The 16,233-nt window shown below is 72.9% G+C and carries 8 protein-coding genes; 6 read left to right on the forward strand and 2 right to left on the reverse strand.

Going from position 1 to position 16,233, the window contains the following annotated elements; all coding sequences use genetic code 11:
• Positions 1–62 precede the first annotated feature (62 nt).
• Positions 63–2,792, reverse strand: a complete 2,730-nt coding sequence (locus AB0B29_RS08325) for a lysylphosphatidylglycerol synthase domain-containing protein (protein ID WP_362235555.1) — start codon at positions 2,790–2,792, stop codon at positions 63–65.
• A gap of 177 nt (positions 2,793–2,969) precedes the next feature.
• On the opposite strand from AB0B29_RS08325, the gene AB0B29_RS08330 reads away from it, so the two are divergent.
• The 5 genes from AB0B29_RS08330 to nudC all read left to right on the forward strand — a co-directional run bounded on the left by AB0B29_RS08330 (position 2,970) and on the right by nudC (position 13,412).
• Entirely contained in the window at positions 2,970–3,371 is a 402-nt protein-coding gene (locus AB0B29_RS08330; protein WP_436845802.1) for an MGMT family protein, read from the forward strand.
• A gap of 266 nt (positions 3,372–3,637) precedes the next feature.
• Positions 3,638–7,063 carry an ATP-dependent helicase gene (locus tag AB0B29_RS08335; protein ID WP_362235561.1) on the forward strand — a complete coding sequence of 1,142 codons (3,426 nt, stop codon included), beginning with the start codon at positions 3,638–3,640 and terminating at the stop codon, positions 7,061–7,063.
• Between the two features lie 90 nt (positions 7,064–7,153).
• Positions 7,154–10,897 carry an ATP-dependent DNA helicase gene (locus AB0B29_RS08340; RefSeq protein ID WP_362235563.1) on the forward strand — a complete coding sequence of 1,248 codons (3,744 nt, stop codon included), beginning with the start codon at positions 7,154–7,156 and terminating at the stop codon, positions 10,895–10,897.
• Positions 10,898–10,907: 10 nt separating this feature from the next.
• Entirely contained in the window at positions 10,908–12,311 is a 1,404-nt protein-coding gene (locus tag AB0B29_RS08345; RefSeq protein ID WP_362235566.1) for a dipeptidase, read from the forward strand.
• Positions 12,312–12,467: 156 nt separating this feature from the next.
• Positions 12,468–13,412 (forward strand): NAD(+) diphosphatase, encoded by a 945-nt coding sequence (nudC, locus tag AB0B29_RS08350; RefSeq protein ID WP_362235569.1) that lies wholly within the window; start codon positions 12,468–12,470, stop codon positions 13,410–13,412.
• Positions 13,413–13,499: 87 nt separating this feature from the next.
• On the opposite strand, the gene AB0B29_RS08355 is transcribed toward nudC, so the two are convergent.
• Complete coding sequence (locus AB0B29_RS08355; RefSeq protein WP_003992805.1) at positions 13,500–13,742, reverse strand: mycoredoxin; 243 nt, start codon at positions 13,740–13,742, stop codon at positions 13,500–13,502.
• 183 nt (positions 13,743–13,925) lie between these two features.
• Between AB0B29_RS08355 and AB0B29_RS08360 the strand changes: the two genes are divergently transcribed.
• Positions 13,926–16,121: an ATP-dependent DNA helicase UvrD2 gene (locus tag AB0B29_RS08360; RefSeq protein WP_362235572.1), complete on the forward strand. Its 2,196-nt coding sequence runs from the start codon at positions 13,926–13,928 to the stop codon at positions 16,119–16,121.
• Positions 16,122–16,233: the final 112 nt, after the last annotated feature.

The raw sequence follows: 16,233 nt of genomic DNA on the forward strand, positions 1-16,233 counted from the left end.
AGGCGATAAGGCTGCTCGCCGGGCGGACGGGCGCCGACGTACCCGAGCCCGGTCCGGCGCGGTCAGAGGGCCTGTTTGCGGGTGAGGTGGTTGAAGGCCAGCCAGCCCGGCAGGACGGGCAGCCACAGGGTCAGGAGGCGGAACAGCAGGACCGCCGGTGCCGCGACCTCCTTCGGGAGTCCGACGGCGATCAGACCGACGGTCAGGGTCGCCTCGACCGCGCCCACACCGCCCGGTGTCGGCGCCGCGGACCCGAGGGCGTTGCCCGCGAGGAAGACGACGGCGACGCTGGCGATGCTGATCGAGGTGGAGTCGTCGCCGAACGCGCGGATCGACGCGTCCAGGCACATCACGAAGCAGGCCGTCAGCAGCAGCATGCCGCCGATGCCGGTGACCAGCTTCTGCGGCCGCTGAAGCACGTCCAGCATGCGCGGCACGACACCCGCGAACAGCGACCGCACGCGCGTGACGACGAACTTCCGCAGGAACGGCACCGAGGTCACCACGAGCACGAGGACCGCCACCGTCAGCAGGCCGGCGATGACCGTCCGGGAGGGCGACAGCGACGGCGTCTTCTCGGTGCCGGTCAGATAGCCGAAGGACAGCAGCATCAGGATGTGGCAGCCGAGCCCGAACAGCTGCGATGCGCCGACACTCGCCACCGCCAGCCCCGGCCGTACTCCCGCGCGCTGCAGGAAGCGCGTGTTCAGCGCGACACCCCCGACGGCCGCCGGGGCGACGATCTTCACGAACGACCCGGCGACCTGCGCCGCCACGGTCCGCACGAACGGCACCCGCTCGGGTACGAATCCCAGCAGGGCCATCGCCGCGGCGACGTAACTGCACATCGAGAACAGCACGGCCGCGGCGACCCAGCCCCATTCGGCGTTCGCGATGAGCGGCCCGAACTCGATGTGCGTGAGCTGCGTCAGCAGGAAGTACGCGCCGATCGCGCCGGCGATGAAGCTGATCAGCGTGCGCGGACGCACCCGCTCCAGCCGCGCCGGTTCGACCGGTGCCTGCGGCCTGATCCGCAGCACCGCGTGCCGGATCTGCGTGAGCAGGTCCTCCTCGCGCGCCTCCTCCACGGCTTCGTCGATCGCCCGCTTCTCGGCGCGCTGCTCCGCCCGTACGGCCTTCTTGTCGGGTTTCTCCAGGGCGGGCCCGGAGTCGTCCGCGTGTTCCTCCAGGCGGGCCTGCTTGGCCAGCCGGGAGGCCTCCAATACCGCGTCCCGCTCGCGCTGGGCCCGCTCCCGGGCCAGCCTGCGCAGCGTCGCGCGCGTGGAGCGGCTGAGCGCGATGGGCTGGAGCATCGGCAGACAGTCCGCCACGGCGTCGGGGCCGAGCACGCCCACCGCGGAGGCCACCGCCCGCTCGGCGCCCACCCGGAGGCCGAGCGTCACCAGCAGCTGGGAGGTGTCCATGCGCAGCAGCAGATCACCGGCGGCGATCTCGCCGACGCGCAGGTCGGTGAGGATCACCGTGCCGGAACGATCCACCAGGATCGCGTCGCCCACCAGCCTGCGATGCGCGATGCGCCGCGACTGCAGCGCCTTCACCTGGTGCCACGTGTCGCGCAGCAGGTCGTCGGTGATCTCCTCGTCCGGCAGCGAGTCGAGGGTCTGTGCGCCGCTGTGCTCGTAGACGAGCATCACCGCGTCGGGGCCGAGCTCGGAGGTGGCGATCAGCTTGGGTGCGTTGGCGCCGGCCGCGATGGCCGCGTACGCCAGCAGCGCCTCCTGCTCCAGGGCCTGCCGCAGCGACTGGAGACTGCTGCGGGTGGCGAAGCCACGCAGGGTGAGGTTGCGCCATGCTCGGTAGAAGAAGCCCTGGGCCTGCTGCTCGCGGTCGACCACCGTCACGTCCAGGGGCGGGCCGTCCTCAAGGGTGACGAAGTAGCGCCGACCCCGGTCCCCGGTGTCCGGGTTGTCGGAGGTGTCCTCGCGTGACGCGCTGACCGGGCGGAAACCGACGGTCCGCAGGCCGGCCATCAGCGTCTGCCCCGTGGGCCGGACGTTGGGGGAGCCGACCGCGTACAGCGTGCCGTAGGCCACGGTCCAGCCGATCAGCACGGTCAGGATGATCGAGAACGGGGTCGTGTACCCGGTGACGAGCATCGAGAAGGCGTCGAGGAGCAGCACGACCCACAGCACCGCGCGCCATCTCGGTCTGCGGGACATGCCGACGGCCGTCATATAGGCGATGACCGGGGCGAGGTATCCGTGCACGGGGTCGGTCAGCGCGTGGATGTCGCCGGGGGAGGGCTGGGTGAGCGCCTCCTGGATGGAGTCGGGGGCGGCGCGGGCGACCCACAGGTCCGTGGCGAGGGTCACGCCGTGTGCGAGGACCGCCGCGAGGACGCCGTCGGCGATGCGGAGCCCGTCCCGTTTGATCAACCGCTCGATGGCGAAGGCGACCGGCACCAGCAGGATGGCGATGCTGGAGGCCAGCCCCGCGATCTTGATGAGCAGGTCGGGTGCCTGCCCGGTGCCCTTGTTGATGTCCTGTTCGAGGCCCGAGGTGGTGCCGTGCGCGAACGCGGCGATGCCGATCAGCAACGCGACGGCGAGCACACCCACCAGCAGACGCATCAGGTCGGACGGGCGGTGCACGCGCGCGGGGAGCAGCGGTTCGTCGCCCTCCACCTCGTCGATGTGTGCGAAGTCGGGCTCCTCGGCGGCGGCGCGCGTCTTCTTCGCGGCCCCCTTCGGAGCATGGTCCGGAGTGCCCGGGCGCGACGAAGCGTCAGAGATGCCCTCCGTGTTCTCGGGGTGCGCACCCTGCTGCTTCATCGTCTCTTCTTGGTCTCGTATCACCGGTCACCGCCCGCACGATGGTGGCATGCCGCACCGGCACATGGGGCAATCAGGGTGCGCATGCGGGGGCGGACAGTCTGCCCGATGCGCCCCTGCCCGGTGCGGGAAACGCTCCGGAGCGCGCCCGGCCCGTTGTCGGTGGGGTGGGGCAGGATGGGGCGGATGAGTGAGCACAGGAGCCCTGAGGGGGGCCGGTACGAGGACGAGCTCGCGCAGGCGCTGCCCGAGTACGCCGAGCGGGTCCTCGACGTCGCCGAACTGATCCCGGCGGGTCGGGTCATGACCTACGGGGACGTCGCCGAGTGGCTGGAGGAGGGCGGCCCGCGCCAGGTCGGCCGTGTGATGGCGCTCTACGGCGGAGCCGCTCCCTGGTGGCGGGTCGTCCGCGCGGACGGCGTCCTGCTGCCCGGGCACGAGCAACGGGCCCTCGGCCACTACCGGACGGAGGGCACGCCCCTGAAGGAGGCGAGCCGCGCCGCCGAGGGCCACCTGCCGCGCATCGACATGAGACGCGCGCGGTGGGACGGCGGTGATCGCGCGGAGGGACACACCTGACAGCTTCCGCCATCGGACGGCCGCCCGTGTGACCCCTGATCCGTACGGGGGAATCGGGGCACACCGAGAGCATGACGTACGTTCGTGAGGCGAGGGGCATGAGCGCCACGTGTGCCTGGAGTGGTCGACGGGAAGAAGGGGAAGCCCTGCTTCCGCCTGACCCGTCGGCGTAGCGTCGGCTGCGCGTGCCCCCGTCACCCCGCGGTCACCGCCCGCCACGCGCGGTGGCCCGCCACCCAGCACTTCCACCAGAACCGGCGAACCACGTGAGCTCCTCTTCCTCCACCAGCGGCCTGTCGCACCCCCGGGTACGGCGGGGGAGCCGTGGCGCTTACCGACTGGTACGTACCCCCCCTGCCCGCATGGACCCCCCTCTTCTGGACGCCGCGCAGCGCTCCGTGGTTGACCACACGGCCGGTCCGTTGCTCGTCCTCGCAGGTCCGGGCACCGGCAAGACCGCCACCCTGGTCGAGTCCGTGGCCGAGCGCGTCGCCCGGGGCGGGGACCCCGAGCGTGTCCTGGTGCTCACCTTCAGCCGCCGGGCGGCCGTCGAACTGCGCGACCGCATGGCCCTGCGGACCGGCGCCGCCCGCGCCCCCCGGGCGACCACCTTCCACTCGTTCTGCTACGCCCTGGTCCGCGCCCACCAGGACAGCGACCTGTTCGTGGAGCCGCTGCGCCTGCTGTCCGGACCCGAGCAGGACGTCTCGGTGCGGGAGCTGCTCGCGGGCCAGGTCGATCTGGAACGGCTCGGGCTCGCGCACGTGCGCTGGCCGGACGAGCTGCGCGCCTGCCTGACCACCCGCGGTTTCGCCGACGAGGTCCGCGCCGTCCTCGCCCGCAGCCGCGAGCTGGGCCTCGGCCCCGACGCCCTGGACGCCTTCGCCCGCCGCACGGGACGACCCGACTGGCGTGCCGCCGCCGCCTTCCTCGCCGAGTACCTCGACGTGCTCGACCTGCAGGGCGTGATCGACTACGCGGAACTCGTCCACCGCGCGGTGCTCCTCGCCCGCCGCCCCGACGTCGCGGCCTGGCTCGCCGCCCGGTACGACGCCGTCTACGTCGACGAGTACCAGGACACGGATCCCGCTCAGGTGCGGCTGCTGGAGGCCCTGGCCGGCGGGGGCCGCACGCTCGTGGCCTTCGGCGACCCCGACCAGTCGATCTACGCGTTCCGCGGCGCCGACGTGAACGGCATCCTGGACTTCCCGCACGCCTTCCCGCGCGCGGACGGCCGCCCGGCCCCCGTCTCGGTGCTGCGGACGTCCCGCCGCTCCGGCGCCGGCCTGCTCGCCGCCACCCGCCTGCTCACCCAGCGCATGCCCCTGACCCGCCTGCCCGCCGAGAAGGTCCGCGCCCATCGCGCACTCGCCCCGGTGCGGGACGGCGGCCGCGTCGAGGTGTACACGTACCCGACGTCCGGGACGGAGCTGGACAACATCGCCGACATCCTCCGCAGGGCGCACCTGGAGGACGGTGTTCCGTGGAGCGACATGGCGGTCCTGGTGCGCGCCGGTTCCCGCACCATCCCGACCCTCCGCCGCGCCCTCTCGGCGGCCGGCGTCCCGGTGGACGTCGACGGTGACGATCTGCCCCTGCGGCAGGAACCGGCGGTGGCGCCACTGCTGACGGCGTTGCGGGCGGTGGCCGCGGCGGAGGCCGGGTCCTTCGCCGCGGCCCAGGAGGCGAAGGAGGCGCAGGCTCAACGGGCGGACCTTCAAAAGGCCGAGGTCGGTGATGGCCCGCGCGACGAGTCCCCGGAGCCGCTGGACGAGTCCGCCGAGGGTGCTCCTCCCGCGCACCCCCAGGGCAGCACCTGCTGGCTCGACACCGAAACCGCCCTCACCCTCCTGACGTCCCCCCTCGCGAGCATGGACGCCGCCGACCTGCGCCGCCTCGGCCGCGCCCTGCGCGACGAGGAGCGCGCCGCCGGCAACCCGCTGCCGCCGCCCTCCGACGTGCTGCTCGCACAGGCGCTCGCCGAGCCCGAGCGGCTCGCCGTGCACGACCCCACGTACGCGCGAGGCGCCCAGCGCCTCGGCGCGCTGCTGCGCAAGGCCCGCGAGCGCCTGGCCGGCGGTGGTACGGCCGAGGAGGCGCTGTGGGACCTGTGGGAGGGCACACCATGGCCCACACGGCTGGAACGGGCCGCCCGCCGGGGCGGTGCCGCCGGACGCAACGCCGACCGCGACCTGGACGCCGTGTGCGCCCTGTTCGCCACCGCCGCCCGCGCCGAGGAGCGCACCGGCGGCCGCGGCACCCTGAACTTCCTGGCGGAGATCGACGCCGAGGACATCGCCGCCGACACGCTCACCCGGCGTGCCGTACGCCCCGACGCCGTCCGCCTGATGACCGCGCACCGCTCCAAGGGCCTCCAGTGGCGCCTGGTGGTCGTCGCGGGCGTCCAGGAGGGCCTGTGGCCCGACCTGCGCCGCCGCGGCTCCCTCCTGGAGGCCGACCGCATCGGCCGCGACGGACTCGCCGAGCCCCTCACCCCCGGCGCGCTGCTCGCCGAGGAGCGCCGCCTGTTCTACGTGGCCGCCACACGCGCGCGTGAACGCCTCGTCGTCACCGCGGTCAAGGCCCCCGCCGACGACGGCGACCAGCCCTCCCGCTTCCTGACCGAACTCGGCGTCGAACCCAAGGACGTCACCGGACGGCCCCGACGCCCGCTGTCCGTCGCCGCGCTCGTCGCCGAACTGCGCGCCACCACGGTCGACCCGCGGGTCTCCGACGCCCTCCGGGAGGCAGCCGCCCGCCGCCTGGCCCGGCTCGCCGCCCTCGCCGACGAGGACGGCCGCCCCCTGGTGCCGTCCGCGCACCCCTACCGCTGGTGGGGCATGTTCGAGCCGACCGAGTCCAAGGTGCCGCTGCGCGACCGCGACCAGCCCGTGGTGCTCTCCGGCAGCGCCCTCGACCAACTGGCCAACACCTGCGCCCTCCAGTGGTTCCTCGGCCGGGAGGTGAAGGCCGACGCGCCCGCGACCGCCGCCCAGGGCTTCGGCAACGTGGTGCACGTCCTCGCCGACGAGGTCGCCTCCGGGCACACCCCGGCCGACCTGGGTGTCCTCATGGAACGCCTCGACTCCGTGTGGAACGCGCTGGCCTTCGACGCGCCGTGGAAGTCGGCCCAGGAGAAGGACAACGCGCGCGTGGCGCTCGAACGGTTCCTGCAATGGCACGTCATGAACCGCACCGGCCGCACCCCCGTGGCCAGCGAGCACGACTTCGACGTCACCCTCGAAGCGGGCGACTACCAGGTGCGCATCCGCGGCCAGATGGACCGGGTCGAGGCGGACGGCGACGGCCGTGCCTACGTGGTCGACTTCAAGACCGGCAAGCAGGCGCCCAGTTCCAAGGAGGTCGAGCGCCACCCGCAGCTCGCCGTCTATCAGCTGGCCGTCCGTGAGGGTGCCGTCGACGAGGCCTTCGACGGTGTGCGTCCCGAGCCGGGCGGCGCCGAACTCGTCCATCTCCGGCAGGGGGCTGCCAAACGCGACGGCGGCGAGAGCCTGCCCAAGGTGCAGGCCCAGGAGCCACTGGAGGGGGAGTGGGTCGGCGACCTGCTCGCCACCGCCGCCGGCAAGGTCCTCGACGAACGCTTCACGCCGACCGCCGGGCAGCACTGCACGCACTGCGCTTTCCGGGCTTCGTGCAGCGCGCGCCAGGAGGGGCGTCACGTCGTGGAGTGAGCTATCGCACCACCGGTGCCGACCTGCGCTTCCTCCTCCCCGGAGCCCCGTTCGGTCACCACTGTCAGTGGCCGCCGCTAGCCTTTCGATGTGCCCGCCCGTATCACCGATCCCGAACAGCTCAAAGAGCTCCTCGGCATCCCGTTCACCCCGGAGCAGACGGCCTGCATCACCGCGCCGCCCGCCCCGCAGGTGATCGTGGCCGGAGCCGGCTCGGGCAAGACGACGGTGATGGCGGCCCGCGTGGTGTGGCTGGTCGGCACCGGCCAGGTCGCCCCCGAGCAGGTGCTCGGCCTCACCTTCACCAACAAGGCCGCCGCCGAACTCGCCGAGCGCGTCCGCAAGGCGCTGGTGAAGGCCGGAGTGACCGACCCGGACGCCATCGACCCGGACAACCCGCCGGGCGAGCCGGTGATCTCCACGTACCACTCCTTCGCGGGCCGGCTGCTGACCGACCACGGCCTGCGCATCGGTCTCGAGCCCACGTCCCGGCTGCTCGCCGACGCCACCCGCTTCCAGCTCGCCGCGCGCGTCCTGCGCGAGGCCCCCGGGCCCTACCCGGCCCTGACCCGCTCCTTCCCGGACCTCGTCGGCGACCTCCTCGCCCTGGACTCCGAACTCGCCGAGCACCTCGTACGCCCCGAGGCCCTGCGCGCGTACGACGCCGAACTGCTGCTGACGCTGCGGGGCGCCAAGCTCAGCAACGCCGACCTGCGCAAGGTCCCCGACGCGGCCGCCGCCCGGCGGGAACTCGCCGAGCTGGTCACCCGCTACCGGGCCGTCAAACGCGAGCGGGACCTGCTCGACTTCGGGGACCAGATCGCCCTGTCCGCCCGGCTCGCCGGGATCCCCGAGGTGGGCCGCCTCCTGCGCGAGGAGTTCCGGGTGGTCCTGCTCGACGAGTACCAGGACACATCCGTCGCCCAACGCGTCCTCCTGGCAGGCCTGTTCGGCGAGGGCACCGGCCACCCCGTCACCGCCGTCGGCGACCCCTGCCAGGCCATCTACGGCTGGCGCGGCGCCTCCGTCGCCAACCTCGACGACTTCCCCGAGCACTTCGCCCACGCCGACGGCCGCCCCGCGACCCGCCAGGCCCTCAGCGAGAACCGCCGCAGCGGTGGCCGCCTGCTCGACCTCGCCAACGGCCTCGCAGAACCCCTGCGCGCCCTGCACGCGGGCGTGGAGGCCCTCCGCCCCGCCCCCGGCGCCGAACGCGACGGCACGGTCCGCTGCGCTCTGCTGCCCACCCACGCCGAGGAGATCGACTGGGCCGCCGACTCCGTCGCCCACCTCGTGCGGACCGGGACGGCACCGGGCGAGATCGCCGTCCTGTGCCGCACGGCGACCGACTTCGCCGAGATCCAGGGCGCCCTGGTCGCCCGGGACGTCCCGGTCGAGGTCGTCGGCCTGTCCGGGCTGCTGCACCTGCCCGAGATCGCCGACCTCGTCGCCGTCTGCGAGGTCCTCCAGGACCCCGGGGCCAACGCCTCCCTGGTGCGCCTGCTCACCGGCCCCCGATGGCGCATCGGCGCACGCGACCTCGCCCTCCTGGGCAGGCGTGCCCGGCTCCTCGTGGCCCACGCGCGCGTGGCGGACGACGACGACCAGGACCGCCGCCTCGCCGAAGCCGTCGAAGGGGTCGACCCGTCCGAGGTGATCTCCCTCGCGGACGCCCTCGACACGTTCCTGGAGACGCCTCTGGACGGCCGCGGGGACGACGACGGACTGCCGTTCTCGTCCGACGCGCGCGTGCGCTTCGCCCGGCTCGCCACCGAACTGCGCGAGCTGCGCCGCTCCCTGGCCGACCCGCTGATGGACGTCCTGCACCGCGTCCTCGCCGTCACCGGCCTCGAAGTAGAGCTGTCGGCCTCCCCGCACGCCCTGGCCGCCCGCCGCCGCGAGACCCTGTCCAACTTCCTGGACGTCGCCGCCTCCTTCGCCGCCGGCGACAACGAGGCCACCCTGCTCGCCTTCCTCGGCTTCCTGCGCACCGCCGCCCAGTACGAGAAGGGGCTCGACAACGCCCTCCCGGGCGGCGACAACACCGTGAAGGTGCTCACCGCCCACAAGTCCAAGGGCCTGGAGTGGGACGTCGTGGTCGTCCCCGGCCTGGTCACCGGCACCTTCCCCAGCAGCCAGGGCCGCGAGAAGTGGACCTCCCAGGGCAAGGTCCTGCCGCATGGGCTGCGCGGCGACGCCGACACCCTGCCCGACGTGGAGTCCTGGGACGCCAAGGGACTGAAGGCCTTCCACGAGGCCATGAAGGACCACCAGCACACCGAGGAACTCCGCCTCGGCTACGTCACCTTCACCCGGCCCCGCTCCCTCCTCCTCGGTTCCGGCCACTGGTGGGGCCCGACCCAGAAGAAGCGCCGGGGGCCGTCCGCCTTCCTCCAGGCCCTCTACGAGCACTGCGAGGCCGGGTACGGCGAGATCGAGGCATGGGCGGACGAACCCGCCGAGGACGAGGAGAACCCCGCCCTGCACCGGGCGACGGCCGACCAGGTCTGGCCCCTGCCGCTGGACGAGACGGCCCTGGCCCGCCGCCGCGCGGCCGCCGAGACCGTCCTGGCCCACCTGGAGGACCTCGCGGCCCGGGAGGACGGGCACCCCACGGCCACGCACGACCCGGACGACCTCGTCGACCCGGAGTGGCCGCCGCCCCCCGAGGACGACGAGCCCCCTCACGAGAGCCCCCTGCACGACGAACCGGATCCGTTCGACGAGGAGCACCTCGAGGAGGAGCCCCTTGACGAGGAGCACCTCGAGGAGGAGCACCTCGAGGAGGAGCCCCTTGACGAGGAGCACCTCGAGGAGGAGCCCTTTGAGGAGGACCCGTTCGACGACGACCTCTTCGACGACGGCCCAGTCGGTGAGGGTTCCGTCGCAGAGGTCCTGTACGAAAGCACCTTTGGGGAAGACGCGGCGGGCGGTGACGCCCGGGCGACGGTCCGCCCCACCCTCCCCCATCAGGCGGCGCCACCGGAGCCCCAGGCCGCCCGCCCCCACCGCGAGGCCCCCGAGCACCTGGGCCCCGGTCGCCGGGACCACCCGCACCTCACCCCGGAGGAAGCCCGCACCATCGCCTCCTGGGACCGCGACCTCGACGCCCTCACCGGCGAACTCCTGCGCGCCCGCGACAGCGTCACCGAGGTCCCCCTCCCCGCCTCGCTCTCGGCGTCCCAGCTGCTGCTCCTCGCCGCCGACCCGGACGGCCTGGCCCAGGAGCTCGCCCGCCCCATGCCCCGCCCGCCCCAGCCCGCGGCCCGGCGCGGCACCCGCTTCCACGCCTGGGTCGAGGCCCGCTTCGAAGCGCTCATGCTGCCCATGCTGGAACCGGAGGAACTGCCCGGCAGCGAGGCCGAGATCGCCGACGAACGGGACCTGGAGGCACTCAAGGAGGCCTTCGAGCGCACCCCGTACGCACACCGCACGCCCTACCGGGTGGAGGCTCCCTTCCAGCTGGAGATCGCCGGCCGGATCGTCCGGGGCCGCATCGACGCCGTCTACAAGGAGGGCGCCGGGGACGAGGCGACGTACGAGATCGTCGACTGGAAGACCAACCGTGCCCGTACCGCCGACCCGCTCCAGCTCGCCGTCTACCGCCTGGCCTGGGCCGAGCAGCGGGGCGTGCCGCCGGAGTCGGTCACGGCCGCGTTCCTGTATGTGCGCAGCGGGCAGGTCGTGCGCCCGGAGCTGCCGGACCGCGCGGCCCTGGAGCGGCTGCTGCTGGAGGACCCGTCCGACGGGGCGGCCGGTGCCCGGACGGGCGCGCGGACAGGGGCGGGGGCCGGTGAGGAACCGCACTCCGAGGACGTCGGTGCGGGCCGATAGGCTCGTGACCATGAGCCAGACCCCGGACAGCGTCGTCCGTACGTACATCCAGCAGCACCGCGCCGCCTTCCTCGACGACCTCGCCGCGTGGCTGCGCATCCCGTCGGTGTCCGCGCAGCCGGACCACGCGCCCGACGTACGACGCAGCGCCGACTGGCTCGCCGCCAAACTGAAGGAGACCGGCTTCCCGACCGTCGAGGTCTGGCCGACCCCGGGCGCCCCCGCGGTCTTCGCCGAGTGGCCCTGCGACAACCCGCAGGCGCCCACGGTGCTGGTCTACGGCCACCACGACGTGCAGCCCGCCGCCCGGGACGACGGCTGGGACAGCGAACCCTTCGAGCCGGTCGTGCGCGGCAACCGCCTCTACGCGCGCGGGGCGGCCGACGACAAGGGCCAGGTGTTCTTCCACACCCTGGGGGTGCGCGCCCACCTCGCCGCCACCGGCCGCACCACCCCGGCGGTGCACCTGAAGCTGCTGATCGAGGGCGAGGAGGAGTCCGGCTCCCCGCACTTCCGGGCCCTGGTCGAGCAGCACACCGAGCGGCTCGCCGCCGACGCCGTGATCGTTTCCGACACCGGCATGTGGTCCGAGGACACCCCCACGGTGTGCACCGGCATGCGTGGCCTCGCCGAGTGCGAGATACGTCTGCACGGACCCGCCCAGGACATCCACTCCGGCTCCTTCGGCGGCGCGGTGCCCAACCCCGCGACGGCCGTGGCCCGCCTGGTCGCCGCCCTGCACGACGAGCACGCGCGCGTGGCGATCCCCGGCTTCTACGACGGCGTGGTCGAACTCACCGACCGCGAACGCGAACTCTTCGCCGAGCTGCCCTTCGACGAGCAGCAGTGGCTGCGCACGGCCAAGTCGAACGCCACCCGCGGGGAGGCCGGCTACACCACCCTGGAGCGGATCTGGGCCCGCCCCACCGCGGAGGTCAACGGCATCGGCAGCGGTTACCAGGGCCACGGCAGCAAGACGATCATCCCCGCCTCCGCCATGGTGAAGTTGTCCTTCCGCCTGGTGGCGGGCCAGGACCCCGGCCATGTGGAGAAGGCCGTCCGCGCCTGGGCGGAGGAGCAGGTGCCTCCCGGGATCCGCTGCGACGTCACCTTCAGCGGCGCCACGCGCCCCTGCCTGACGCCGCTGGACCACCCCGCCCTCCAGTCGGTCACCCGCGCCATGAGCCGTGCCTTCGAGCAGCCGGTCCGCTTCACCCGCGAGGGCGGCTCCGGCCCGGCTGCCGACCTCCAGGACGTCCTCGGCGCCCCGGTGCTGTTCCTGGGCATCTCCGTCCCCTCGGACGGCTGGCACGCCCCGAACGAGAAAGTGGAACTCGACCTGCTTTTCAAGGGCGTCGAGGCCACTGCGTACCTGTGGGGTGACCTCGCCGAGAACTGGCGCCATGAGCCCTGAGCGTCCCGATCCGTCCGGGCCGGCCACGCGCGCGGGGCACACTGGAAGCGCCGCCCCGCACCGCCCGAGCCCGCCGGACCCGGTCGCCCCCCCGCCGTACGTCCCGCTGAACCGCCCGCCGAACCCGACCGTCCCACCGGGGAGTTGGAAGCACCCGTGACCACCTGGACCGACCACAACGCCGACCGCCCCATCTCGCTCACCGCCCCGAGCGGCATCGACCGGGCCGCCCACCACCGGCTCGACGAGGCCTGGCTCGCGGCGGCGTGGAGCCACCCCACGACGCGCTGTTTCGTGGTCTCCGGCGGGCAGGTCCTCATCGACGAGACGGCGGACGGGCGCACCGAACTCGTCATGACCCCCTCCTTCGAAGCTCCCCTCACCGAGGCGCACCGCTATTTCCTCGGTATCGACGAGGACGGTGTCAGCTACTTCGCCCTCCAGAAGGACTCCCTGCCCGGACGGATGGACCAGTCCGCACGCCCGGCCGGCCTGCGCGAGGCGGGCGCCCTGTTGTCGGCCCGCGACGTGGGTCTGATGGTGCACGCGGTGGGACTGGAGAACTGGCAGCGCACGCACCGTTTCTGCTCGCGCTGCGGCGAGCGCACCGTCATCGCCGCCGCGGGGCACATCCGCCGCTGCCAGGCCTGCGGCGCGGAGCACTACCCGCGCACGGACCCCGCCGTGATCATGGCCGTGACCGACGACGACGACCGCATCCTGCTCGGCCGCCAGGTGCACTGGCCCGAGGGCCGCTTCTCGACACTGGCCGGCTTCGTCGAGCCCGGCGAGGCCATCGAACAGTCGGTGCGCCGCGAGGTCCACGAAGAGGTCGGCATCAGCGTCGGCCAGGTCGAGTACGTCGCCAGCCAGCCCTGGCCCTTCCCGTCCAGCCTCATGCTGGGCTTCATGGCCCGGGCCACCTCGACCGAGATCGAGGTCGACGGCGACGAGATCCACGAGGCCCGCTGGTTCTCCCGCGAGGAGCTGCACGCCGCCTTCGAGTCCGGCGAGGTGCTCCCGCCGTACGGCATCTCGATCGCGGCGCGCCTCATCGAACTCTGGTACGGCAAGCCGCTCCCGACGCGGAGCGTCCTCTGACCTCGTCGGCGCGGTCGTCGTCGGCATGAGAGAAGGCGGCCCCTGAGCTTTCTCAGGAGCCGCCTTCCGCGGACCGGCACGTGGTGACTAGGCGCCGATCTTCTGCTTCACCTGGGCCAGCGAGGGGTTCGTGAGCGTCGAGCCGTCCGGGAACAGGACGGTGGGCACCGTCTGGTTTCCGCCATTCGCCTTCTCCACGAACGCGGCGGACTCCGGGTCCTGCTCGATGTTGATCTCGGTGTACGCGATGCCCTCGCGGTCCATCTGGCTCTTCAGCCGGCGGCAGTAGCCGCACCACGTGGTGCTGTACATCGTCACAGTGCCCAGCATGTCTCTCGTGCTCCTTCGGTGGCTCGGGGCGGGTGGTCGCAGTGGGGGAACGTATGTGGCAGGTCCACCATTCCCGGCCCACGGGCCCAGCCCTACGTGACGCCTGCCGCACTAGTACGACTATCGGTGCCTCCCTGTGGACAACCGGCGCAGCCGTCTCGCGCGACCTGGCAGCATGGCGGTGTGACAGCAGCACCGCATTCCACCCTGTTCCCGCAGGTACCGGACTCCGCCGACGCCGTGCTCGAAGGGCTCGACCCCGAGCAGCGCGAGGTGGCCACGGCCCTGCACGGCCCGGTGTGCGTCCTGGCGGGCGCGGGCACGGGCAAGACCCGGGCGATCACCCACCGCATCGCCTACGGAGTGCGCGCGGGCATCCTGCACCCTTCCAGCGTCCTCGCCGTCACCTTCACCGCCCGTGCCGCCGGAGAGATGCGCGGCCGGCTGCGCCAGCTCGGCGCAGCCGGTGTCCAGGCGCGTACGTTCCACTCGGCCGCCCTCCGCCAGCTCCAGTACTTCTGGCCGAAAGCGATCGGCGGCTCCATGCCCCGGCTCGTCGACCGCAAGATCCAGCTCGTCGCCGACGCGGCGGCGGCCTGCCGCATCCGGCTCGATCGCGGCGAGCTGCGGGACGTCACCGCCGAGATCGAGTGGTCCAAGGTCACCCAGACCGTCCCCGCCGACTACGCGCCCGCCGCCGCCAAGGCCGGCCGTGAGTCCCCCCGCGACCCAGCCGAGATCGCCCAGCTCTACGCCGCCTACGAGGACGTCAAGCGCGAGCGGTCCGTCATCGACTTCGAGGACGTACTGCTGCTGACCGTGGCCGTCCTGCAGGACCGGCACGACATCGCGGAGCAGATCCGCGCCCAGTACCAGCACTTCGTGGTCGACGAGTACCAGGACGTCAGCCCCCTCCAGCAGCGCCTGCTCGAACTGTGGCTGGGCGAACGGGACAGCCTGTGTGTGGTCGGTGACGCCAGTCAGACGATCTACTCCTTCACCGGAGCCACCCCTGACCACCTGCTCGACTTCCGCACCCGCCACCCCGGTGCCACCGTCATCAAGCTGGTCCGCGACTACCGCTCCACCCCCCAGGTCGTCCATCTCGCCAACGGTCTGCTCGCCCAGGCGCGGGGCCGGGCCGCCGACCACCGTCTGGAGCTCGTCTCCCAGCGCGGCGCGGGGCCGGAGCCGGTCTACTGCGAGTACACCGACGAGCCCGCCGAAGCGGAAGGCGCGGCCCGCCGGATCCGCGAACTCATCGATTCCGGGGTCCCGGCCTCCGAGATCGCCATCCTCTTCCGCACGAACGCGCAGTCCGAGACCTATGAGCAGGCCCTCGCCGACGCCGCCGTGCCTTACCAGCTGCGCGGCGCCGAGCGGTTCTTCGACCGTCCGGAGGTGCGCAAGGCGGGCATCGCCCTACGCGGCGCGGCCCGCTTCGGCGGCAACGACTCTCTTCTCGACGACGTCGTCGACCTGCCCTCGCAGGTGCGCGCCGTCCTGTCCGGAGAGGGCTGGACGAGCCGGCCACCGGCCGGCTCCGGTGCCGTGAGAGAGCGCTGGGAGTCCCTGGCCGCCCTGGTGAACCTGGCCCAGGACTTCGCCGCCGCCAAACCGGGCGCCACCCTGGCCGACCTCGTCGCCGAACTCGACGAACGGGCGAACGCCCAGCACGCGCCCACCGTGCAGGGCGTCACCCTCGCCTCCCTGCACTCGGCCAAGGGCCTGGAATGGGACGTCGTCTTCCTGGTGGGTGTGGCCGAGGGCATGATGCCGATCACTTACGCGAAGACCGACGAACAGATCGAGGAGGAGCGCCGGCTCCTCTACGTCGGGGTCACCCGCGCGCGGGAACACCTCCACGTCTCCTGGGCGCTGTCCCGCTCGCCCGGCGGCCGGCCGAACCGCCGCCCCAGCCGCTTCCTCGACGGACTGCGCCCGGGCTCGACGGCCACCACGGGCCGTGCAGGCTCGGGCGGTGCGGGCGGAATCGAGCGCGGCATTTCCGGAACCAGGGATTCCGCCCCGAGGCGGACCCAGCGAGTTCCCGCCCGCTGCCGGGTCTGCGGCCGCACGCTGACCGACCCGGGCGAGATGAAGCTGATGCGCTGCGACGACTGCCCCTCCGACATGAACGAGGGCCTGTACGAGCGGCTGCGTGAGTGGCGGGCCGACCAGGCGCGCAGCAGTGGCCAGCCCGCCTTTTGCGTGTTCACGGACAGGACGCTGATGGCGATCGCCGAGTCCGCCCCCGACGACGAACGCGAGCTCGCCCGCATCCCGGGCGTCGGGATGCGCAAGCTCACCCGCTACGGGGCCGAGGTACTGGCCATCTGCGCAGGCCAGTCGGGCGCGGAGAGCCGAGATCGGGACTGACACGAACTCGTCGAAAAAATAGTTTGCGCATGCCCCAGCAATCCCCATAGGTTCTTAGGCACGAGAGCAGCGGCCTTCTCGGAGGCCCTGATTCCGTGTTGTACTTGCATAT

Source organism: Streptomyces tibetensis (assembly GCF_040647715.1).
GTDB classification, from domain to species: Bacteria; Actinomycetota; Actinomycetes; order Streptomycetales; family Streptomycetaceae; genus Streptomyces; species Streptomyces tibetensis_A.

What these genes read in the sequence shown, in the direction of transcription:
- AB0B29_RS08325 (WP_362235555.1), bottom strand. Translation starts at nt 2,792, where the DNA reads ATGAAGCAGCAGGGTGCGCACCCCGAGAACACGGAGGGCATCTCTGAC.
- AB0B29_RS08330 (WP_436845802.1), top strand. Translation starts at nt 2,970, where the DNA reads ATGGGGCGGATGAGTGAGCACAGGAGCCCTGAGGGGGGCCGGTACGAG.
- AB0B29_RS08345 (WP_362235566.1), top strand. Translation starts at nt 10,908, where the DNA reads ATGAGCCAGACCCCGGACAGCGTCGTCCGTACGTACATCCAGCAGCAC.
- AB0B29_RS08355 (WP_003992805.1), bottom strand. Translation starts at nt 13,742, where the DNA reads ATGCTGGGCACTGTGACGATGTACAGCACCACGTGGTGCGGCTACTGC.